This is a genomic window from Psychrobacter sp. JCM 18900, assembly GCF_904846625.1.
Taxonomy (GTDB): domain Bacteria; phylum Pseudomonadota; class Gammaproteobacteria; order Pseudomonadales; family Moraxellaceae; genus Psychrobacter.
The window spans coordinates 381,543-400,990 of sequence record NZ_CAJHBL010000003.1 but is presented as its reverse complement, the minus strand read 5'-3'; the positions used below and the strand labels follow the sequence as shown (position 1 = coordinate 400,990).

Sequence of the window (19,448 nt, the reverse complement as noted above, 5' to 3'; positions counted from 1 at the left end):
AGTGACGACATAGTAATGTAAGGGTAAAGACTTGTCACTGTATCCGTCAAAATAGTATGGCATAATAGCATTTTTTTTTAATTGTCGCTTTAATCATCGTGCGTCGTCTGTGAACTTTGTGTGTTTTTATAAAAAATACAATGAGCACGCTGTCTTTATGAACAGGTTATACTGGTATCATCTTAATCTTAGCAGTAAAGTTTAGATGACATGCTCATCTCAACTAATAGTTATTTCGAAAACCATAGTTATCTCGAACAGTAACCGTCTCAAACAGCGCTCGTTTCAAACAGCAATAACATACTTTTCACCGCCACGACTTTAGGCTTATGTAGGACAGCAATGTCATATCAATTTATCACTAGTGCCAAATTACCCACTCGTCACGGCGAGTTTGATATTCATATCTTTGAAAATAGCGAAGGTCAAGAGCATGTCATGCTGACCGTTGGTCTAGCTGTGGTCGATCAACAGACAGATGATGTGGCTAGTCAACCCTCAAACAACAAGATATTGAGCCAAAAAGATGAATCAGTATCGAAGCAAGTACCGCTCATTCGCATTCATTCTGAATGTCTGACAGGCGATGCGTTTAGCTCATTGAAATGTGACTGTGGTCCACAGCTCAATACTGCTATGCAAGCCATCCAAGAGTCAGGTTGCGGTGCGATTTTGTATTTGCGTCAAGAAGGTCGCGGTATTGGTTTGACCAATAAGATACGTGCGTACGCCCTCCAAGATCAAGGGCATGATACGCTGGATGCTAATCTCATGTTAGGCTTGCCTGCCGATGCGCGTATCTATGATATGTGTGGTCCGATGCTTGCCCATGTCGGGGTCGATGCTGTCAGACTCATCACCAACAATCCAAACAAAGTCGCTTATCTGACTGAGCATGGTATTGATGTTGTCGAACGGGTGCCATTGTTGGTCGGTGTCAATGATATGAATGCGGAATATCTAGCAACCAAACGTGATCGCATGGGCCACTTGTTTGATAAAAATATCAATCTTGATATAGACGCTTCTCTCGATACAGACTTTAATACCGCCATACACCTGAATAAATAGATATCTTATGAGTATTACAAATACAAATAACGAAACAGACTTATCAACGGTGGCGTCCGTGACGACGCCAACCAATAACGACATCATGCGAGTGCGTGAATTTTTGGTTGATTTACAAGCACGTATCTGTGAATCGTTAGAAGCACAAGAGCGTGACGGCAGCACTAACGACAACGAGTATGCGACCTTTGTACCTGATGACTGGGAACGTCCTGAAGGCGGCGGCGGTCGATCGTGCGTATTGGCAGATGGTGAAGTCATCGAAAAAGCGGGCGTCATGTTTAGCCATATTCATGTACATAACCTACCTGCCTCTGCGACCGCGCGTCACCCCAATATCGCTGGACGTAAAGCTCAAGCAATGGGTGTATCACTGGTTGTCCATCCCAAAAATCCAAACGTGCCTACGAGCCATGCCAATGTGCGTTTATTCGTAGCAGAAGCGGAAGGCGAAGCTCCTATCTGGTGGTTTGGCGGTGGCTTTGACTTAACGCCATTCTATCCAGTACTCGCTGATTGTGTACACTGGCATCAAGTTTGTCATGACTTGTGTGCGCCTTTTGGGGACAATATCTACGCTGATTTTAAACAGTGGTGTGATGAGTATTTCCATCTGCGCCATCGTGATGAGCAGCGCGGTATTGGTGGTCTGTTTTATGATGACGTCAGTACTGAGAGTCGCGGCTGGGACTTCGAGACCTGCTTTAACTTTATGAAAGCAGTTGGCAACGGTTATCTTGACGGTATCATGCCGATTTTTGAACAACGTAAAAATACGCCTTATACTGAAGCGCAGCGCGAGTTTCAACTCTATCGCCGTGGTCGCTATGTTGAATACAATCTGGTCTACGATCGTGGCACACTATTTGGGCTACAGAGCAACGGACGTATTGAGTCAATTCTAGTCAGTATGCCGCCGCTTGCCAGCTGGCATTATCGTTTTGAGCCTGCTGAAGGAACGCCTGAATTTGAGTTGACCGATTATTATCTAAAACCGCGTGATTGGTTAGCACTATAAGTTTCGTAAATATCACAGCATTCATATTTTTGGAAAATATTAAAAAGGTCAGCTACTATTCGCTGGCCTTTTTTATTGTCAGTACCATCCAAACTAGCCATTCTCACGTTGTTATCGTAAAGAATACGTTGTGTAGCTACCATAAAATCACTGCAACCAACCATAACCAAGTTAAGGTATGCTTATTTAAAATATTACGAGGATATAACAACTATATAATTCCCAACGCGCAGATAACCGTTACAATAGAAGACGTTCTTTATTAGCAACTGTGCTCAGAAGAATTTTAGGCAGTATTTTGTATAACTATATTTTACGACAAAGCGAGCGTTTGTAATCGCGCTTACTATTAGCCAAGTTTAAAGGAGTAAGTCATATGGCACAGGTTCATACCAACAAATCTTTCAAATCTCTGTTTAGCGTTACCTTGATGGCGGCTGCACTGGGTCTAACGGCCTGTAGCACCTCAACAGGATCTAACCCTGATGTGCAAGCGCGTCAAGACACCATGAAAAACTGGGGCGACGCAATGGGCGTCATGGGTGATATGGCAAAAGCACCTGACACATTTGATGCGGACGTATTTAAAGAGCAAGCGGCGTTCTTGGCAGAAGATGCCGCCAAGCCTTGGAGTCATTTTGAAGACCCAGAAGCGGTAGGCAATGCTACCGAAGCGGTTTGGTCTAATGCTGATGGCTTCAGTGCTGAAGCGGAAAACTTTCAAAAAGTTACTGCTGAGCTAAACGCCGCCGCCCAAAACGCCACTAGCATGGACGATGTTAAACCTGCCTTTGGACAAGTTGGTGCAAGCTGTAAATCATGCCATACCGACTTTAGAGCAAAAGACGAATAAAGCTTTGTATTTATCGCAAGTAGATACGTATAAAAAACCGCCATATCAATTGATGTGGCGGTTTTTTAGTTTTCTAAATATTATTAGATATCACGTTTTTGACACTAATTGAATATTTCACCGAGCGCTACTCTGCTACTGTTTTATTCACATCCACAATGTCTTGCTGCTCGTTCATCTTATTAACGATTGCATTTACTGAAGGATCACTCAAATCGATCGTACGTATTGGGAATGGAATGTTTACGCCCGCTGCATCCAACGAGTTTTTGATACCTACAATTACTTGATGAATCGAGGCAACCTTATTGGCTTGCGTACCATCTTCGATAAACCAGCGTACCATTAGATCAATGGACGAACCCCCGAAACCAGTAGCAATCACGCTTGGCGTTGCTTTCTTTGAGACACTCTCTATCTTATCTAATGCTTTTATAATCTCAGCTTTGGCCGCTTCAATATCATCTTCATAACCGATACCAACTGCGACTTGCAGACGGCGCTGCTTATAAGCGGTATTGACGGTCAATGCTGAAGTATAGAGATCTGAATTTGGAATCACTACTTGCCTGCCATCATAAGTCCTGATGGTAGTTGCGCGGATTTTGATATCTTCAACTGTTCCTTCATAGTCGCCTGAGACAATCTGATCACCGATACGAAACGGCTCTGAAATTAGTAGCAAGATACCAGAGAGCAAATTTTGGAAGATATCCTTAAAAGCAAAACCGATAGCAACGGAACCAATACCGAGCGCGCCAATCAACTTAGCAGGAGTGAACCCTGGCACCGCAATAACCATCGCTATCATAAAACCAATAAAGAAAATAAGCGCCCCACCTACTCGCTGAAACACTTTAACCAAGTTCTGATGCCGACTACGACTGCCTAATAATTTGTGAACGATTTTTTTGAAGACAATCGATAAGAACCAAAAAATTAGGATAACGATAATTGATGCGACAAAATATGGGATGCGCTCAACAAAGCCAATCCATATCTCATTTGCCGAACCAAGGATGCTTTGATAAGTCAATCCATCCGTTGTCGTAGACTGCGCAGCTGTCTCAGCACTCAGTGTCGTGTCTGCCTCAGAGGTAGGCATATGGGTGATACTCCTTTATTCTATTTATTCCTATTAACGCACTTATCTTAATAGGTGCTATCGTTATGACACTTAGCCCATCAAATCGGCCTGTACGATTTCGATCCAGTAGCCGTCCACATCTTTGATAAAAGCAATGTTTTTCATACTGCCATCTTCTGGACGTTTTTTGAATTCGACATCGTTTTTGTCAAACCAAGCAACGGCTTCATCCAAACTTGGAACACTAAAACAAATATGACCAAAACCTTGCGGCTCTTGATTGCCATCATGATAGCTAAAATCAGCTTTTGTCTCGGTGCCGTAGTTATGCGTCAACTCTAGAATACCACGCTGACGGAAGGCAAAGATTTCTAGATCATCGCCAGTTGGCAGGTTTTCGCGCTCGCTCTCGGTCAACTTAGCCAAGAAATATAAATCGAATCCCATGTCAGGGAACTTCTTAACAGCAAGCAGCGTCATACCCAAGACACCAGTGTAAAACTCTAATGATTTAACAGGGTCTTTGACACGCAACATGGTGTGGTTAAAAGTAAAACCGGTCGTCTGTAATGAGATTGGCTGAACACCATCAGTATTAACGCTGCTAGCAGGTTGGTCTAGTGCGTCGTTATTGTTGTTAGATGAAGTAGACATAATTATCCTAATATAATTCAAAAAATAAAGGCAAAAACACGCAAATCACGATTGTCGTAATTTGCGTCGTTCTCTTATCATAATAAAAAATGGCGAAATAACTGATAGGGTTTTGTAAGAATATGAACAAGGTGTGTTCGTCTGTATGCCCTAACTAGCTAGTTGTCTGAAGCTACCTAAGACTGATTAGCTATCTAAAAAACGCACTTTTCCTGTCTCAAGATCATACTCAGCACCGACTACCAGCAGCTGACCACTATTAGTTAAGTCCTCTAATGCACGTGAGCCATGCTTTAGCTGACTGACTGACATACGTACGTTCGCGCGGATAGAGCGATCGACCAGCTCGTCTGCATCGACGTCTTGACCATTGGCAGTTGCCAGTTCGTGCAAGTTATAAACGCTTGGGCGAATACGATCAACGATAGATTGCAAGTTAGGTGAATAATTCTGCTCAGGGTTAATCAATGTCTCAACACAAGCCGTGACAGCACCACATTTTGAGTGTCCAAGTACCACTACCAATTGCGTGCCAAAGGCTTCGGCTGCAAACTCGATTGAACCAATCTGTGATGGTGCAACCACATTACCCGCGACTCGTATAACAAACAAATCTCCCAAACCTTGATCAAAAACAATCTCAACTGGTACTCGTGCATCGGAGCAACCCAAAATAATGGCCAACGGATTTTGATCCTTGACCAACTCTGGACGGCGCTGCATATACTCATCGGTACTGGTGAGGCTATCAACATAGCGTGCATTACCTGCTTTTAAAAGCTCAAGTGCTTCTTGACCTGTGGTTGGACGTATATCGGTAGGCATGAGAGATCCTTTATCATCAATAATATTAGAGTTATAAGCTGTTTTGCATACATGTATTCAATCATAGATTGACTAATTATCGTCAAACTATGAGGCTAATCATGTTTGTCAGCCATAACGTGATTGTATAGCAATAAAAACCAAAAAACGGTAAAAAAATTTGTCTAAATATCGTTAGGTGAATGTAGTCACATGTAAAAATACAGCTGTATATATCGCTGCTACGACAGTATGACTCGCGTAACTTATAACGAACTTGCACTGACTTATATTAATGGTTTGTTATAATACGCAGCACTCAGGCAGCATTTAGACAGTAATCAAATCGTGCTTACGCTCATGCCAATCCCTATAATGACAGGCAGCTGCATATAGCTATTGGACGCTCAGGAACAGATATTATGACCGATTTATCTCAAAATACGCATAACACCTCTGCGTTACCTCATGATGATCAGGTGCTGCTGCAACTGACTGGTCTAAAAAAAACCTATGATCAAACCGAAGTCCTAAAAGACATCAACCTTGATATCAAGCATGGTGAGTTTTTGACGCTGCTTGGCCCATCAGGCTGTGGTAAGACGACATTACTACGCTTAATTGCAGGCTTTGAGCAGCCGAACGCTGGAGCGATATATTTGGATGGCGTACAGATGGCGGGATTGTCCGCTGATAAACGTCCGGTCAATACCGTATTTCAGCAGTATGCGTTGTTTCCTCATATGAGCGTTGCCCAGAACGTGGCTTATGGCCTAAAGCTAAAGAAAGTCCCAAAAGATGAAATCCAAAGACGTGTTAGCGAGATGCTAGCGATGGTACAGCTAGAGCATTTGGCCAACCGCAAGCCGCAAGATTTATCTGGTGGTCAGCAGCAGCGAGTTGCGATTGCTCGTGCGGTGATTAACCGTCCTAAACTGCTATTGCTCGATGAGCCATTATCCGCGCTCGATCATAAACTGCGCCTGCAAATGCAATCTGAGCTAAAGCGTCTGCAACGTGAGCTGGGCATTACCTTTGTCTTCGTGACCCATGATCAAGAAGAAGCGCTCTCGATGTCAGACCGTATTGCCGTAATGAAAGACGGTACGTTCCAGCAAATCGGTACGCCTATCGAGATTTATGAAACCCCTGCCAATTTGTTTACTGCAAAATTCATCGGTGAGACCAATTTGTTTAGAGCTGAGGTCAAAGGTGTCCATCCAGACCAGCCAGATCGCGATGGTAAAGTGACCAACGGACGTATCGAGGTCGAAGTCTGTGAAGCGCAAGCGCAAGAAGGGCCGACCACCTTACGCAACTTACGTCGTCCCAATTTTGCCAATGACGTGCAAGTGGGCGATATCGTCAATTTACTACTTCGCCCCGAAGACTTACGAATATACGATCCAAAAGACAATGAGCATAGCGGACTGTTAGGCCGTGTCATCGAGAGTAACTATAAAGGTAGCACCTTAGATTCGATTATCGAACTGGCAAATGGTCATATAATTAAGGCCTCTGAGTTTTTTGATGAGGATGATCCAAGCTTTGATTATAAATTAAACGAGGGTGTTAAAGTCTCATGGGTAGATGGCTGGGAATGGGTATTACCAGAAGACTCTGAAACTGTGCCAGACACGACTGTACAAAAGGATGGTAGCTGATGGCTCGCAACCACTTAGGCAGTAAAAGTCCATTTCGTACCGCCACGCTTTGGCTAATTTGGGGTTGGCTACTGATATTTGCACTATTACCAAATATCCTAGTCATCGCTGTCAGTTTTTTGACTCGTGATAGCAGTGCGTTTATCAGCTTACCTGTCAGTATCGACAGTTATGTACGGATGATTGACCCGTTGTATTTTGAGGTATTTGTCCACTCATTATGGATGGCAGGTATCACAACGGTTATCTGTCTACTGCTTGGCTACCCTTTTGCATGGCTGATCTCCAAAGCAAAAGTACGTTGGCAGCCATTGCTGATGCTACTACTAATACTGCCTTTTTGGACCAACTCTTTAGTGCGGACTTATGCGCTCAAATTACTATTTGCTAACAATGGCTTGATTAATAAATTGCTATTGGCAATTGGCGTAATCGACACCCCTATCGATATTCTATATACCCAAGGCGCGGTGATTGCAGGACTAACTTACTTGTTATTCCCGTTTATGGTGCTACCGCTATATGCCGTATTTACCGATTTGCGTAATGACATGCTATTGGCTTCTCAGGATTTGGGTGCAACTAGAACACAAACTTTTTGGCATGTGGTACTGCCATTAACGACACCTGGTATTATTTCTGGTGTACTGCTCGTACTATTGCCTGCGATGGGTATGTTTTATGTGGCAGATATCTTGGGTGGTTCTCGTAACTTATTGGTCGGTAATATCATCAAAAACCAATTTTTGGATGCGCGTGACTGGCCCTTTGGTGCTGCGGCCAGTGTGTTATTGACATTGGCTATGGCAGTATTATTGCTTGCCTACCGTGCCAGTAGTCGCCGCATTGGCAAGACTGACTTTAACGAGGTGGCCTAATGTCTTACAGCTCACCGAACAAAAAAACTCGTACGCTTAAGATTGGCAGTATCGCCGCTAAAGGTTATCTCGGACTCATTTATACCCTGTTATATCTGCCAATCATCGTCTTGGTGGTGATGTCCTTTAACAAATCAAAAATCGGCTATAACTGGGGCGGATTTAGCTTAAAGTGGTATGAGTCACTATTCAATAACCAAGCGATGCTCGATGCATTTTGGCACTCGATTGTCTTAGGGTTGGTGGCAGCCACCGTCTCAACTTTGATAGGCACGCTTACAGCGCTGGCGTTACACCGTTATAATTTTCGTGGTAAAGGCTTACTAAATGGGCTACTGTTTGTACTTATGATGTCGCCTGAGATTGTATTAGCTATCTCATTATTAGCATTGTTCTTACTGATTGGTTTGCAATTGGGCTTTGTCTCACTGCTATTGGCGCACATTACTTTTTGCCTACCCTTTGTTGTGATTACCGTCTTTGCACGATTGAGTAGCTTGGATGAGCGATTGATGGAAGCGGCACGTGACTTGGGCGCTAGCGAATCTACGATGGTACGTACAGTGCTCATTCCCGTTATTCTGCCAGCGGTTATGGCAGGTTGGTTGCTGGCTTTTACCTTATCGCTAGATGATGTAGTGGTATCGACCTTTGTTACAGGGCCTAGCTATGAGATTTTACCGCTGCGCATTTATTCTATGGTGCGTGTAGGACTCAAGCCAGAGGTTAACGCCATTGGTACGTTATTGCTGGTTGCTTCGCTAGTATTGGTGGTTATTTCACAATTATTGTTACGCAAGCGCTAGATATTGATTGCTGACTAATTGCTTATTAACTACTCATTAATAATGGACTATGAGTGAAAGTCAGCGCTATATTGACTATAATGAATTTTTCTCACCTTAGCGGTTAGGTCATATTATGCTTGAGCTACGTCATCTTAATACATTAACCGCGCTACGAGCGCATGGTTCACTTGCAGCAGCGGCGGATGAGCTACACGTTACTGCCTCGGCCGTTTCGCATCAATTAAAAGAGCTTGAGAACTATTACGACATCAGCTTAGTCAATCGCCGAACTCGTCCGCTTAGTTTTACGCCCGCAGGTAAAGCAGTATTGGCATTGGCAGACAATATCCTACCGCAAGTTACTCGCACCAAATCTAACCTTAAACGCTTAGCACATGGTCAAGCAGGCAGATTACGCCTAGCATCAGAGTGCCATAGCTGCTTTGATTGGCTCATGCCAATACTAAACCACTATCGCCGTGAGTGGTCAGATGTTGAGCTAGATTTTGCCACAGGGTTTGAACCTGAGCCGCATCATCTACTTATGGAAGGTGATATTGATCTGCTTATCACTACCAGTGATTTACCGCTCGACGGTATCAGCTATCAGCCATTGTTTGAATATGAGAGTCGTTTGGTACTCTCACCAACACATGATTTAGCTACTCAGAAATTTATTGAACCTGATGATTTAATTAACGAGACCTTGATTGCCTATCCGGTAGAGGCTAAGCGTCTCGATATCATTGCTAATTTTATGACGCCAGCACAAGTAAGCTTTGAGAGTGTTCGTACGACAGAGCTGACCGCGATGCTGATTCAGTTGGTTGCCAGTGAACGCGGCGTAGCAGCATTGCCTGATTGGGTGGTTGCTGAATACGAGAGAAAAGGTTGGGTAGTATCACGACCACTAGGAGAAGGCGTGCATTGTCAGCTGTACGCCGCAACGCGTACCTCAAGTAAAGATACGGCGTATATGCAGGGATTTGCGAATTTATTGGAAGGGATTGTAAAGCCAGTTTAATACTCCACTGTTCATTACATTTTTTGGTTATAAAATATCGTTCACTTTCTTACTTTATGATAGGCGTTGGGGAAAATGATGGTTCCCTAGTGAGGACTTGAATATTTAGCTGTAGACCACTGGTATCAATAGTTTGAATTCTTGTGATAACTGTAGTGTACTTCACAGTGTACTTGTTGAACAATCTAAGATTGTTCAAAGCTAGGGAAGATTTCATTCCATTTGCCTTCATCTTGGTATGAATAAAGGAGTTGGAAAAATTAGATCCAACTTAATTAGTTAGGCTTTATGATAAAAATCATCAAGCATCTTCTTCATCGCTCAAATACCAAATCATAAATTCATAGAAGCTATCCCAATGCGGTAAAGTACCGTCGGCTAGTTGCTGTAGCTGTCCCATCTGATAATCCCATACACTATCATCTTCTATGTTGTACAAATCCCCCCCCCTTCACCTTCGCCTGTACTGAATAGAATATAGTTCTTAGAAACTCCCCAAACTTCATGTGCGAATTTTACTCCAAGAATGAAACTTCTTGTCGGTAGAGGATCAACTATTTCATCAGCACCAGAACGTAAAGCTCTTAAAAAATATTTTGTATATAATTTAAAAAATCCACTGTCTTTTTTGACACCATACTCTAAAAGAATAACCTCTGCTTCAAGCCTATGTTCAGGTTTTTTCTCTATCACAGGATAACTCTGCTTAGCTAGCAACTTCTCAACTGTGCTAAATAAATTCATATTTGAACCGCCTCAAATTTATCGAAGGTAGATTTACTTGCGTCAGACAGCAATGCCTAACTAGGTTAAATTATCATAGTAATGTTTTTCAAAATTACAGTGTTGCATATAACCTATCTTGGGAGACATTCATTTGTGATCGGTGCGCTATACAGGAATCGAACTGCTTTGGGAAATTCTTTTATTCCAACTTCCTTTATATCTAGGAGATTTCCACAACTCAGGCATATGAGGGAAATTTACAAACTCTTCATCTATTCTCTCAATATATGTTAATCCATCTATAGCAACATAGTCTTCATCGAACAAATAGCTCCATAAATTAAGTAGAACATTTCATTACATTATTCACGCTAGTATTTAACTAAGTTACAACCAATACAGTTAGCTTGAGATGCGTCAAGCGACGTTGAATACATGTAAAATAATGGATTGGATATGACCAAAAGAGTAACCAACAAAGCAATTTTCAGTAGTAGAATTTTTTCAATTAATTATGTTACCTACCCTACTAACCACAGCGTTATGAAGCACTGTGACCCCGTGCAAAAAGGCCGTTATTACAAATTAAACTTTGTTTTAATTCAGCCTAAAGTTGGTGGTGTGTTCGAGTGTTCAAACTGCATTATAAACCTGTTCGACAGAGTTTATTTATTTCGTCCCGATAAATATGAGCACAGTGTTTCACGAATTCAATCTGGTAAACGCGTGTTATTGAGTTTTACTTTGAATATTTAGCCAAAGCTTATTAAAGCTGGGCAAACTGTCGAATTATTTTCCTTTGATTGGTTTGCCATAGGTATATCCCAACGGAACCAGCTATTTCACTCTTCAAACGTATTAATAGACCACTTATAACAGACTATTAAACGATTAATATCTATCAACGCCTACAAAACTAGCTTAAAGAAATAAAACCCCAGCGCGGTTGCCAGTAACGTTAGCCCAACATGCAAACCGATGAGCGCTAAACCTGCTAGCAACCGCCCATCATGAATAAAGCCAAATACCTCCGCACTAAACGTACTAAAGGTAGTTAACCCACCCAAAAAGCCAGTTATCACAAACACGCGTACATGATCGGACAAGTTGCTTCCCATGCGCTCGAACCATACTAGCGCAAGCCCTATCAGCAGTCCGCCTAAGATATTAGCGCTCAGCGTACCGAGTGGCATCCAGCCGTGCAAGGCATTAAAACGCGATAACCAAGCTCGCAGACAAGCACCAAATGCTGCGCCCAAACCGATAGCAAGCCACTGCATAAACTGTCCTTAATTCATATAAACGTGTTGAACCAAATGCTCATTTATACGGCTGGCAATTCTGTCATCGGCCAACGCGGAATACAGCTAACGGCCAAATCATCAGACTGTCCAGCTTGCAAGCGCTCAAAACCTGCGTAAGCAATCATCGCGCCATTGTCCGTACATAGCGCAGGCGGTGCATAATGAACCGTCGCATTGATCTTAGCCAGTTCCGCTTCTAATGTCTCGCGCAGATGAGTATTGGCACTGACCCCGCCCGCAATTACTAAGCGGCTCATATCTGCTTGCTTAAGTGCTTTGACACATTTTTTCACTAGCGTGTCGACCACTGCATGCTGAAAACTCGCGGCAATATCAGCACGAACCTGTGGATCGCTGTCAGCGCCATTACCCGACCCTCCTGAATGTGGCGTATCTTTAATCAGATTATGTACGGCTGTTTTCATACCACTAAACGAAAAGTCTAGACCGCGATGTAGCATTGGTCTTGGTAGTGCATAGGCATCAGGGTTGCCATTTTCTGCCAGTTTGGCAATATTAGGGCCGCCAGGATAAGGCAGGCCTAGCATTTTAGCTGCTTTATCAAAGCACTCACCCGCCGCATCATCTATCGACTCGCCCAATATCTCATATTGTCCAACACCGTGAGCAGCAATCAGTAACGTGTGCCCACCAGATACTAGTAGCGAGACAAAAGGAAATGCCGGAGGGTTCGCGCCCATAAGCGGCGCCAAAAGATGCCCCTCCATATGATGAATACCAATCGCTGGAATATCCAAACCATATGCTAAGCTACGACCGAACAGTGCGCCTGTCATCAATGCACCAATAAGACCAGGTCCTTTAGTATAGGCAATCGCATCGATCTCGCTTTTTTTCATATCGCACTGTTCTAGCAGCTCATTAAGTAACGGCACGAGCTTACGAATATGGTCGCGGCTAGCCAGCTCAGGCACAACGCCGCCATAAAGGGCGTGCAGCTCAATCTGAGAGTACAGTACTTGCCCGACCAAACCTTGGTTGTCGCTATTTATTTGCTCACTATCAAAAATCGCCAACCCCGTCTCATCACAAGAGGTCTCTAAGCCCAATACTTTCATACTTTTGCCTTTATACTTTCGTTTTCGTGCTATTTTTATCGCACTTTTATCTTACATCATTTTGAGAAACTGGATAACGAATACAGCCAGTCACACACTATCTCGAATTCGCTTGATACAGCTGTATATTCTCAGACTGGCATGACAAAAAACGTGCATAAAAAAACCGTCATTGTCAGTCACAATGACGGCCAGTTTAGCAAATTTCAATAGCTGACATACTCTATATATACCGTATCAGCTTACCGACGCTAACATATAATCAACAGCCGCTTTGACTTGTGCTTCGCTGACACCGTTTACCGCTTGCGCTGGCATTTTATTAAAGCCTTTAGCCGAGTGCATGTACAGCGTCTCTTTATCTTTGGTTAGACGAGCTGTCCAAGCCGCTGTATCACCATACTTTGGCGCATCGAGCAAACCTGCAGCATGACACACCTGACAGTTTGATTCATACAGTTTAGCCCCTGCATCTGCGGCCAACACTTCAGGCTCAGAATCAGTTTCAGGTGTTGCCACTGCGTCATCTACTATGTCAGCAGACTCTGTTGCTGCTTTTGGTTCTGTATCTGGCTCAGCCACAGACACAAGCGTCGTGCCTTCGGTTTCTGATACAGCTTTCTCTTCTATAGCGGTAGCAGGTTCATCGGCTACTGCAGACTCTTCCGTAGCTGTGTTATCACCGCTACAAGCACTCACAGCAAATACCACGCTCATACTGATCACAGACAATTTCAGCTTGTTCATATACGGTTGTATATCAATCATGGTTTTACCCTTACTTAGTCAGTCTGCAATCAATTAGAGATGCGTTATATCAGCTTAAAGTACTTACATATACGACTAACGACTGTTTAATAGTCTATTAAGCTAATAGTCCATTGACCACTAGATTACTCAGCAGTGGCTGCAGCTGTGTCGTCAGTAGCCGCCATATCAGCGCTGTCAGTAGGAGCAGCGGCTGTATCCGCACTATCGGTAGCTGCTGCTTCTGCAGTATCAGCGTCAGCCGTTCCTGCTTCAGCAGTAGCTGTACCGTCAGCTTCTGTACCAGCTGCATCAGTTGCTGGCATCGGTGCTGTCTCTGGGAATTCCATTTCTTCAGCTGGTGGCGCATTTTTGATGGCAAGTTCAGCAGCTTCGTCAACGCGATCGATTGCCATTACTTCTTCATGCTCTTCGCCGCCACTACAAGCGCTCACGCTCACACCTAAAGCTACGATAAGTGCGGTGCTTAATGCCGTGTTAAATACTGTTTTTTTCATTCCAACATCCTCAATAAAATACACACAAAACGGTTCATAGGCTTACTAGGGTCTATTGAACTTTCAAATGTGGTGCTGGCAGTCACTATTTTTTAGACAATATGCAGTGAAATTGTTGAAGCCTAGTCATTCTAGGTTAAATTATTTCGCCATATATTGGCAAAAAAGAGTACTGCCCTGAAAGGCTGATGCTAAAATTACCCCAACCGTTGTTGAAAACCTAGCTAAGGTCTCGACATTATCGTCGGTTTTCGCCTAGTTTGGTGTAACTTTAGCCATCAGCAGCCCTAATATTTGAATGTTCAATAGACCCTATAATATGAGAATTATCATAGCATAAACTCCAATCAAACCGTTATAGACGGTAGGGATTTTTTATTGATAAAGCGTTGTATATATGTCGAACTCATAGTTTGAGAGCCAAATTCAAATAGCTATCTAATTGAACAACCTATCGGCAATAAATGCTTAAAATTATTGACTTTGTTGGTATTTTTTATTAAAATACCTGCCCTTACGCTAATGCGTGAGAATTGTCCTAGTTTGAGCTGATGCCTGTAATCTTGAGATATTACGGCTAAATACTAATACACAGCCAAACTAATGCCCTTATATCTCATCCTAATCGAGGAGTCTTCATGCCTGCAGTTAAGGTTAAAGAAAACGAACCAGTTGATATCGCTATCCGTCGTTTCAAACGTGCTTGTGAAAAAGCTGGTGTATTATCAGACGTACGTAAGCGTGAGTTTTATGAAAAACCAACGCAAGTACGTAAGCGTAAAAAAGCTGCTGCCGTAAAGCGTTATAAGAAGAAGTTACAACGCGAAACTATTCGTACCACTCGTATGTACTAATCAGTAATCTGATTAGCTAAGTACAAGCGCTACACTAACGCCACTGTTATCAATTGATATCAGTGGCGTTTTTTATGCTACAATTTTTGTTATTGCTGCTGACATAATTTTTTATTAAAACCACTATCAGCAGGTTTGGTTCTAAAAATTTAACAAACGACATCTAACGAATAGCATTTAACAGATCGATAAGGATAATAGCAGTGAGCCAACTTAAACAGACGTTATCAGACAATATCAAAGTTTCAATGAAAGCTCGTGAGCTTGAGCGCGTCAAAGTACTGCGCAATGTACAGTCAGTAGTGAAACAAATCGAGATTGATCGTCAAACAGAACTTGATGATGCGCAAGTATTAGAAGTTTTGCAAAAGCAGCTAAAGCAGCGTCAAGAATCATTAACTATCTTTACAGAAAATGGCCGTGATGACTTGGCCACCAAAGAGCAGTTTGAGATTGACATCATCAACGAGTTTATGCCACAGCAAATGAATCAAGACGAGATTATGGCATTGGTAAATGCTGAAATCGCTGAGCAAGGTGCTACGTCTATGCGTGATATGGGTAGCGTCATGGGTGTTTTGAAGAATAAAACAGCTGGCCGTGCTGATCCTGCTTTGATTTCTAAAATGGTCAAAGACGCGCTACAAGGCTAGCACTTGCTATTGATTGGCAGGCTAATCTGTACAAATAACCGCTTAAGGCTTAAAGTCTTTGGCGGTTTTTATTGCTTTGAGTTCTGCATTAATATTGGCCAATAACGGACGCGCACTATTGGCTTGTTCCGTGGTTTGCAGATTTTCCGTCAACTGTTTGGCTTGCGTTAAAGAGGTCAGCGCACTCTCATAGCGTCCATTCCATAGCTGATCGTAACTACGATAGCGCAATGCATTAATCGTCGCGATATTGGCTAACTGTGGTGAGGTGGTGGTCTTAGCAAGTTTTTCATTGGCAAGTTGCAAGCTTTGCCATGCATAACGATCGCTTGGCTGCTGTTCTGTTAGTGGCTTCAACAGCGCCTGAGCTTTTATCGGCTGATTGCTATTAGTCAGCGCTTCGGCCAGATAAAGGCGTAAGTCACGGCGCTCCGGATATAGACGCTGTTGGCTCTCTAAGACATCTACGGTTTGTTGCATTTTTCCTTGTTCACTTAATAACTGACTGTGGGTAATCGACAATAAAGGCTCTAAACTTTGACGCTGCGTGCTTGATAACGCATTTATCTCAGCCAATACCTTATTAGCATCTGTAAAGCGCTGCTGCTCTCCATACCAATGCATTAGCGCAAGTTTGGCCCCGAGACTGTTTTTAGCGGCCGTTGTCAGTGTGACTTCTGACGCATGTTTACCAGTCACTTGCACACGCCAATACAACAAATCAAACAATGCTTGATGGCGCTGCTGTTGGCTCAATGAGAGCGCTGGATACTGCTGGGCGCGACTTTGTGACTCGCTCAACCGCTCGTTACTCAGAGGATGTGAACGTACAAAGCTCGGTAAGAATTGATTCTCAACTTGGTTTAACTGACTCTGCTGATTCATCGTGGCAAAGAACCGCGGCATCGCCCGAGGATCATAACCCGCTTGGGTCATAATCTGCATCCCTACTCGGTCAGCCTCGCGTTCATTACTACGGCTAAACGCCATACTGCTATTCATAGAGGCTGTCTGACTGCCCATCATCACAGCCGCAGCGGCATCACCATCGACAGCTGAGGCAGCAATCGCAGCTAGCATACCGCCTAGCTGCATCAGCAAAGCTTTTTTACGTTCGTCAGCGCCGCTTTCGTAGTGCCGTTGACTGATATGCGCAACTTCATGCGCGACGACGCTTGCCAGCTCATCCATGCTACTAGCTGACAGTATCGTCCCAGTATTGATACCGATTACGCCACCAGGCGCTGCAAAGGCATTAATACTAGGATTATCAATGATAACGACGCCAAGTGGTGCTTGCTGACGAGCTTGGGCATTGAGACGCCACGTCATGTCTTTTATCGTTTCTTGTACCCAAGGATCATGTTCCATTCTGACACGGCCATTGATATTCTGTAATGACCACTCGCCAAGCATCTTGTTTTGATATTGCTCAGCAAAGCTTAAGCCTTGCCCGCGCAGATTTGGTAGATCTAGCGTTTGCGGATCTGTGACTTGCCACGAGCTATCAGCAAATGGCATTGTTTGACTCTCACGACTATGCGCACCGCTGGCTATGGCTAGTAACATTATTGGCAACCCTACCTTGATACCATTTGGCAAAGCTACACTCATAAAATGACGTTTACCTTTTTGCTTAGACAACATAATTGGCAAGCCTGCAGAATTTGTGGCTACTAAAGAGCTGTTGCTGTCAGGTCGCTTCGTTCTATTAGCGTGGTACAAGTGCATATCCTATAAGATGGTTAACGACGTCTTTTCGACTATACGAGCTTGTTTATACAAGGTCAATTCTACAATGAACTTAACTACCAATAACTTAGCCACCCGTCACGATTGCGCAACATGGTTGTGTAATTATTCATTGGGCCATTATTTATGCAGTAAGTCTCAATCGTATAACTATTAATAGGTCAATTGCTAATCGGGCAACTCTTGGTTATATGATTCTAGTGAACCGAACACAGCGTTGATTATATTCAACTGCAACTATACATCGTCTATTTGGTATAATAAGCAACAATGATAGTAGGTTTAGATGACTGTGATGGCTGTTATAAAGACCTCATAATTTATGATTGCTGGATTATGTTCGTACTCAATATCAAAGCCTATTACTAATAAAACAAATTAAAATATAGATATCTACAAGGTTTAAGTTATGCCCGCTGCTAGTGAATTAGTCATCGAACGTGTATCGCACTCTATACAGTTATCAGAGAATTTGACTGATACACAGCAGAACGACATTGCGAGTTTACTAGAGTTACTACCGACTGAAAGTCATAGCTCAGATAATGTAGCTACAGTGCAATCTGAACTAGATATAAAAGGTTTTGTTGATGGACGCGGTCTTGCATGCCCGATGCCATTGTTAAAAACTAAGGTCGCATTACGTGACGTAACAGTTGGCGAATCACTGTATGTGGTTGCAACCGACCCTAACTCGCAAGCTGATATCACAGCGTTTTGTCGACAAAGTCAGCAATCACAGTCGGCAGATTGTTTAGAGCTAGTGGTCAATGAAGTTACTGACCATTCGTCAGTTGATGGCACATCATTACAGCGTTTCGCTACAATATATCACTTCATCATTACCAAAACTGATAGCAACTAAGCGCTGCTATCCTTTACAATTAAATCATAAAGATTTTTATCTGACTATTTGCTTAACTATTTAACCAAGGTCAAGAATATGGCTAATACTTCTACTGATGCTGTAAATACAAATAAAAAAGATGGCTCAGCTCCTATAAAAAATGATGCACGCGATGCTGCATTAAAGGCCGCTGCTCAGCGACCACCCTATGACGCGAGTGCATTGGGCAATACCAGTACGCGCGACTTAGTACCAGCTATGCCAACTCACCTATCAGCGCCAGGGGTCAACTTGGGTGCGTATATCAATACTGTCCATCAAATCCCGATTTTGACGCCGGTACAAGAGCAAGAGTTGGCGCATCGCTATTATGATGAAGGTGATGTCGAAGCCGCTCGACTACTGGTGATGTCGCATCTACGTTTTGTGATTCATATTGCGCGTAGTTACTCGGGCTATGGATTGCCGCAAGCAGATTTAATCCAAGAAGGTAACTTAGGATTGATGAAAGCGGTCAAACGTTTTGATCCAAATAAAGGCGTACGTCTGGTGTCGTTTGCCGTACATTGGATTAAAGCTGAAATTCATGAGTTCGTGATTCGCAACTGGCGTATCGTCAAGGTTGCGACCACCAAGGCTCATCGTAAACTGTTCTTTAACTTGCGCAGCCTTAAGAAAACCAATAATCAGCTGACACTAGAAGAAGCGGATGCTATCGCTAACGACTTGAATGTCACGCGCAAGCAAGTGTTAGAGATGGAATCACGTCTAACCTCTTATGATGCTTCGTTTGAGGCGCAGTCAAGCGACGATGATGATGGTCGCTACGCACCTCAGCTATTTTTGGAAGACGGTATTGATCCAGCTGAGCAATTAGAAGAAGCGGATTGGGAAGAAAACAACTCATCAGCACTCATCGCTGCTATGGGTACTTTAGATGATCGTTCGCGTGATATCGTCGAACAGCGCTGGTTGTCTGAGCAAAAATCCACTTTGCATGAGTTAGCCGCAGTTTATTCTATCTCAGCTGAGCGAGTCCGTCAGATCGAGAAAAATGCCATGGACAAGATTCGTGATGCGATGACCATTGATAGTGTGATTCTGCCAGATGATATCCAGTAGCCTCA

Annotated in this window: 21 protein-coding genes; 11 read left to right on the top strand and 10 right to left on the bottom strand. The window is 43.2% G+C overall.

Annotated elements, in window-relative coordinates; translation table 11 throughout:
• Positions 1-342 precede the first annotated feature (342 nt).
• The 3 genes from ribA to JMX96_RS07310 all read left to right on the top strand — a co-directional run bounded on the left by ribA (position 343) and on the right by JMX96_RS07310 (position 2,942).
• Positions 343-1,071, top strand: a complete 729-nt coding sequence (gene ribA, locus JMX96_RS07320) for a GTP cyclohydrolase II (protein WP_201568308.1) — start codon at positions 343-345, stop codon at positions 1,069-1,071.
• Between the two features lie 7 nt (positions 1,072-1,078).
• Positions 1,079-2,089, top strand: a complete 1,011-nt coding sequence (hemF, locus tag JMX96_RS07315) for an oxygen-dependent coproporphyrinogen oxidase (RefSeq protein WP_370587159.1) — start codon at positions 1,079-1,081, stop codon at positions 2,087-2,089.
• 376 nt (positions 2,090-2,465) lie between these two features.
• Positions 2,466-2,942: a c-type cytochrome gene (locus JMX96_RS07310; RefSeq protein WP_057758167.1), complete on the top strand. Its 477-nt coding sequence runs from the start codon at positions 2,466-2,468 to the stop codon at positions 2,940-2,942.
• A gap of 127 nt (positions 2,943-3,069) precedes the next feature.
• Here the strand turns inward: JMX96_RS07310 and JMX96_RS07305 are convergent, their stop codons facing one another.
• The 3 genes from JMX96_RS07305 to JMX96_RS07295 all read right to left on the bottom strand — a co-directional run bounded on the left by JMX96_RS07305 (position 3,070) and on the right by JMX96_RS07295 (position 5,508).
• A complete protein-coding gene (locus JMX96_RS07305) occupies positions 3,070-4,047 on the bottom strand; it encodes a mechanosensitive ion channel family protein (protein WP_201568306.1) in 978 nt (325 codons plus the stop codon).
• A gap of 72 nt (positions 4,048-4,119) precedes the next feature.
• Positions 4,120-4,683 carry a lactoylglutathione lyase gene (gene gloA, locus JMX96_RS07300; protein WP_201568304.1) on the bottom strand — a complete coding sequence of 188 codons (564 nt, stop codon included), beginning with the start codon at positions 4,681-4,683 and terminating at the stop codon, positions 4,120-4,122.
• A 186-nt stretch (positions 4,684-4,869) separates the two neighbouring features.
• A complete protein-coding gene (locus tag JMX96_RS07295) occupies positions 4,870-5,508 on the bottom strand; it encodes a carbonic anhydrase (protein WP_057758161.1) in 639 nt (212 codons plus the stop codon).
• Between the two features lie 401 nt (positions 5,509-5,909).
• Here JMX96_RS07295 and potA point away from each other — a divergent pair, with 401 nt between their 5' ends.
• The 4 genes from potA to JMX96_RS07275 all read left to right on the top strand — a co-directional run bounded on the left by potA (position 5,910) and on the right by JMX96_RS07275 (position 9,841).
• Positions 5,910-7,151, top strand: a complete 1,242-nt coding sequence (potA, locus tag JMX96_RS07290; protein WP_201568302.1) for a spermidine/putrescine ABC transporter ATP-binding protein PotA — start codon at positions 5,910-5,912, stop codon at positions 7,149-7,151.
• Entirely contained in the window at positions 7,151-8,029 is an 879-nt protein-coding gene (gene potB, locus JMX96_RS07285) for a spermidine/putrescine ABC transporter permease PotB (RefSeq protein WP_201568300.1), read from the top strand. The genes potA and potB overlap by 1 nt, the downstream gene beginning before the upstream one ends.
• On the top strand, positions 8,029-8,835 hold the full coding sequence (potC, locus tag JMX96_RS07280; protein ID WP_201568298.1) for a spermidine/putrescine ABC transporter permease PotC: 807 nt from the start codon (positions 8,029-8,031) through the stop codon (positions 8,833-8,835). Before potB ends, potC begins: the two co-directional genes overlap by 1 nt.
• A 115-nt stretch (positions 8,836-8,950) precedes the next feature.
• Positions 8,951-9,841, top strand: coding sequence for a LysR family transcriptional regulator (locus JMX96_RS07275; protein ID WP_201568297.1), 891 nt, complete (start codon positions 8,951-8,953; stop codon positions 9,839-9,841).
• 301 nt (positions 9,842-10,142) lie between these two features.
• Here JMX96_RS07275 and JMX96_RS07270 read toward each other — a convergent pair whose 3' ends face one another.
• From JMX96_RS07270 to JMX96_RS07245, 6 genes are all read right to left on the bottom strand, one after another.
• Complete coding sequence (locus tag JMX96_RS07270) at positions 10,143-10,280, bottom strand: hypothetical protein (protein WP_201568295.1); 138 nt, start codon at positions 10,278-10,280, stop codon at positions 10,143-10,145.
• Positions 10,268-10,585, bottom strand: a complete 318-nt coding sequence (locus JMX96_RS07265) for a hypothetical protein (RefSeq protein WP_201568293.1) — start codon at positions 10,583-10,585, stop codon at positions 10,268-10,270. The genes JMX96_RS07270 and JMX96_RS07265 overlap by 13 nt, the downstream gene beginning before the upstream one ends.
• Positions 10,586-11,475: 890 nt before the next feature.
• A complete protein-coding gene (gene crcB, locus JMX96_RS07260) occupies positions 11,476-11,847 on the bottom strand; it encodes a fluoride efflux transporter CrcB (protein WP_201568291.1) in 372 nt (123 codons plus the stop codon).
• 44 nt (positions 11,848-11,891) lie between these two features.
• Entirely contained in the window at positions 11,892-12,950 is a 1,059-nt protein-coding gene (tsaD, locus tag JMX96_RS07255; RefSeq protein ID WP_201568290.1) for a tRNA (adenosine(37)-N6)-threonylcarbamoyltransferase complex transferase subunit TsaD, read from the bottom strand.
• Positions 12,951-13,187: 237 nt separating this feature from the next.
• Entirely contained in the window at positions 13,188-13,718 is a 531-nt protein-coding gene (locus JMX96_RS07250) for a c-type cytochrome (protein ID WP_201568289.1), read from the bottom strand.
• A 125-nt stretch (positions 13,719-13,843) separates the two neighbouring features.
• Entirely contained in the window at positions 13,844-14,215 is a 372-nt protein-coding gene (locus JMX96_RS07245) for a hypothetical protein (protein WP_201568288.1), read from the bottom strand.
• A gap of 638 nt (positions 14,216-14,853) precedes the next feature.
• Here JMX96_RS07245 and rpsU point away from each other — a divergent pair.
• A complete protein-coding gene (gene rpsU, locus JMX96_RS07240; RefSeq protein ID WP_010195908.1) occupies positions 14,854-15,069 on the top strand; it encodes a 30S ribosomal protein S21 in 216 nt (71 codons plus the stop codon).
• Between the two features lie 203 nt (positions 15,070-15,272).
• Positions 15,273-15,722 carry a GatB/YqeY domain-containing protein gene (locus JMX96_RS07235; RefSeq protein ID WP_057758141.1) on the top strand — a complete coding sequence of 150 codons (450 nt, stop codon included), beginning with the start codon at positions 15,273-15,275 and terminating at the stop codon, positions 15,720-15,722.
• A gap of 42 nt (positions 15,723-15,764) precedes the next feature.
• Here JMX96_RS07235 and JMX96_RS07230 read toward each other — a convergent pair whose 3' ends face one another.
• A complete protein-coding gene (locus JMX96_RS07230) occupies positions 15,765-17,336 on the bottom strand; it encodes a M48 family metalloprotease (RefSeq protein ID WP_227676962.1) in 1,572 nt (523 codons plus the stop codon).
• A gap of 547 nt (positions 17,337-17,883) precedes the next feature.
• On the opposite strand from JMX96_RS07230, the gene JMX96_RS07225 reads away from it, so the two are divergent.
• Positions 17,884-18,339 carry a sulfurtransferase TusA family protein gene (locus JMX96_RS07225; RefSeq protein ID WP_201568287.1) on the top strand — a complete coding sequence of 152 codons (456 nt, stop codon included), beginning with the start codon at positions 17,884-17,886 and terminating at the stop codon, positions 18,337-18,339.
• A 240-nt stretch (positions 18,340-18,579) separates the two neighbouring features.
• Positions 18,580-19,443 (top strand): RNA polymerase sigma factor RpoH, encoded by an 864-nt coding sequence (gene rpoH / locus JMX96_RS07220; protein WP_197099889.1) that lies wholly within the window; start codon positions 18,580-18,582, stop codon positions 19,441-19,443.
• The last annotated feature ends 5 nt before the right edge of the window (positions 19,444-19,448 follow it).

Excerpts from the sequence above, each read along its gene's own strand:
- hemF (WP_370587159.1), top strand. The coding sequence starts at position 1,079 with ATGAGTATTACAAATACAAATAACGAAACAGACTTATCAACGGTGGCG.
- JMX96_RS07250 (WP_201568289.1), bottom strand. The coding sequence starts at position 13,718 with ATGATTGATATACAACCGTATATGAACAAGCTGAAATTGTCTGTGATC.
- JMX96_RS07295 (WP_057758161.1), bottom strand. The coding sequence starts at position 5,508 with ATGCCTACCGATATACGTCCAACCACAGGTCAAGAAGCACTTGAGCTT.
- potC (WP_201568298.1), top strand. The coding sequence starts at position 8,029 with ATGTCTTACAGCTCACCGAACAAAAAAACTCGTACGCTTAAGATTGGC.
- gloA (WP_201568304.1), bottom strand. The coding sequence starts at position 4,683 with ATGTCTACTTCATCTAACAACAATAACGACGCACTAGACCAACCTGCT.
- JMX96_RS07230 (WP_227676962.1), bottom strand. The coding sequence starts at position 17,336 with ATGAGTGTAGCTTTGCCAAATGGTATCAAGGTAGGGTTGCCAATAATG.
- potA (WP_201568302.1), top strand. The coding sequence starts at position 5,910 with ATGACCGATTTATCTCAAAATACGCATAACACCTCTGCGTTACCTCAT.
- tsaD (WP_201568290.1), bottom strand. The coding sequence starts at position 12,950 with ATGAAAGTATTGGGCTTAGAGACCTCTTGTGATGAGACGGGGTTGGCG.
- potB (WP_201568300.1), top strand. The coding sequence starts at position 7,151 with ATGGCTCGCAACCACTTAGGCAGTAAAAGTCCATTTCGTACCGCCACG.
- crcB (WP_201568291.1), bottom strand. The coding sequence starts at position 11,847 with ATGCAGTGGCTTGCTATCGGTTTGGGCGCAGCATTTGGTGCTTGTCTG.
- JMX96_RS07245 (WP_201568288.1), bottom strand. The coding sequence starts at position 14,215 with ATGAAAAAAACAGTATTTAACACGGCATTAAGCACCGCACTTATCGTA.
- rpoH (WP_197099889.1), top strand. The coding sequence starts at position 18,580 with ATGCCAACTCACCTATCAGCGCCAGGGGTCAACTTGGGTGCGTATATC.
- JMX96_RS07310 (WP_057758167.1), top strand. The coding sequence starts at position 2,466 with ATGGCACAGGTTCATACCAACAAATCTTTCAAATCTCTGTTTAGCGTT.
- JMX96_RS07305 (WP_201568306.1), bottom strand. The coding sequence starts at position 4,047 with ATGCCTACCTCTGAGGCAGACACGACACTGAGTGCTGAGACAGCTGCG.
- JMX96_RS07275 (WP_201568297.1), top strand. The coding sequence starts at position 8,951 with ATGCTTGAGCTACGTCATCTTAATACATTAACCGCGCTACGAGCGCAT.
- rpsU (WP_010195908.1), top strand. The coding sequence starts at position 14,854 with ATGCCTGCAGTTAAGGTTAAAGAAAACGAACCAGTTGATATCGCTATC.
- JMX96_RS07265 (WP_201568293.1), bottom strand. The coding sequence starts at position 10,585 with ATGAATTTATTTAGCACAGTTGAGAAGTTGCTAGCTAAGCAGAGTTAT.
- ribA (WP_201568308.1), top strand. The coding sequence starts at position 343 with ATGTCATATCAATTTATCACTAGTGCCAAATTACCCACTCGTCACGGC.
- JMX96_RS07225 (WP_201568287.1), top strand. The coding sequence starts at position 17,884 with ATGCCCGCTGCTAGTGAATTAGTCATCGAACGTGTATCGCACTCTATA.